The sequence below is a fragment of the Kitasatospora sp. NPDC088264 genome (assembly GCF_040685715.1).
Taxonomy (GTDB): Bacteria; Actinomycetota; Actinomycetes; order Streptomycetales; family Streptomycetaceae; genus Kitasatospora.
In genome coordinates this window covers 1-1,683 of record NZ_JBFBIR010000141.1, presented here as the reverse complement: position 1 = coordinate 1,683, position 1,683 = coordinate 1, and the positions used below count along the sequence as shown (strand labels likewise).

1 protein-coding gene is annotated in these 1,683 nt (G+C 74.8%); it reads right to left on the bottom strand.

Annotated elements, in window-relative coordinates:
• On the bottom strand, nucleotides 1-1,683 hold a 1,683-nt coding region (locus AB0O82_RS38680), incomplete at both ends, for a condensation domain-containing protein (RefSeq protein WP_363589742.1).

The following is a 1,683-nucleotide window of genomic DNA, read 5'->3' as shown; positions in this document are numbered from 1 at the left end:
CGCCAGCAACCCCACCACCGACTCCACCGAACGCGGCAGCGCCAACGCCACCACCGACCCGGGGACCACCCCGGCGGCGATCAGCCGGTGCGCCAGCCGGTTCGCCCGCGCGTCCAGCTCCGCGAAGGTCAACGCGACGCCCCCGTGGACCAGCGCCACCGCCTCCGGAGTCGCCACGGCCTGAGCCTCGAACACGGCCGGAACCAACGGCACCTCCGCCTCCAACGGCACTACCCCGCCCAGCAGTTCGGCCCGCTCGACCGGGGTGATCAACGGGAGCAGCCCGATCCGGGTGTCCGGCCGCTGGACGGCCGCCGTCAGCAGCCGCGCGAAGTGGCGGACGACCGTCTCGGCCGTCTGCCGGTCGAAGAGGTCCGTCGCGAAGTCGAGCGCGCAGTCGATCCCGGCGGGTTCGCCCTCCGGGTCGAAGGACTCCTGGGCGATCAGGTTGAGGTCGAACTTGGCGACTCCGGTGGCCGCCGGCAGCGCCTCGCCCCACAGGCCGGTGGGCGGCGCGTCGGCCTGCTCGTTGTTCTGGAGCACCAGCATGACCTGGAAGAGCGGGTGGCGGGCCAGCGAGCGGGCCGGGTTCAGCTCCTCCACCAGCCGCTCGAACGGCACGTCCTGGTGCGCGTAGGCACCGAGGTCGGTCTCCCGGACGCGGGCCAGCAGTTCGGTGAAGCTCGGATCGCCCGAGGTGTCGGTGCGCAGCACCAGGGTGTTGACGAAGAAGCCGACCAGGTCGTCCAGCGCCTCGTCGGACCGCCCGGCCACCACCGAACCGATCGGCACGTCGGTGCCCGCGCCGAGCCGGGTGAGCAGGGCGGCGAGGGCGGCTTGGAGGGCCATGAACACCGTCACCCGCTGCGAGCGCGCCAACGCGACCAGCTCGCGGTGGAGTTCGGCGCCCAGGAGTTGCGACACCCGGTCACCGTGGTGGCTGGCGACGGCGCCCCGGGGGCGGTCCGCCGGCAGCGTCAGCTCCTCCGGGAGGTCGGCCAGCGCGTCCCGCCAGTAAGCGAGTTGGCGGGCGGCCAGGCTCTCCGGATCGACCTCCTCGCCGAGCAGCTCGCGCTGCCAGAGCGCGTAGTCCGCGTACTGCACCGGCAGCGGCGCCCGCTCGGGCGCGGTGCCCGCCACCCGGGCCGCGTAGGCCTCGGCGAGATCGCGGACCAGCGGGCCCGTCGACCAGCCGTCGCTCGCGATGTGGTGCAGTACCAGGACCAGCACGTGGTCCTGGTCGGCGGTGCGCAGCAGGACGGCCCGGAGCGGGAGTTCGGTGGCCAGGTCGAAGGCCCGGCGAGAGGCCGCGTCGACGGCCTCGGCGACCTCGTCGGCCGGGCAGTCCCGGACGTCGAAGGGCACCGCCGCCGCGTCGGCCGGGCGGATCAGCTGGTGGGGCTCGCCGTCGGTCTCGACGATCACCGTGCGCAGGCTCTCGTGCCGGGCCACCAGGTCGCCGAGGGCGCGCTCCAGGGCGGCGGTGTCCAGCTCCCCGGCCAACCGCAGGGCCAGCGGCGAGTTGTAGAGGGCGCTCGGGCCCTCCATCCGGTCGATCAACCAGAGCCGCTGCTGCGCGAAGGACAGTGGCACCCGCTCGGGCCGCTCGGCCCGGGCGCTCAGCGCGAGCCGGTCGCAGCCCGCGTCGAGGCGGCCGGCGAGCCCGGCCGCGGTCGGCGCCTC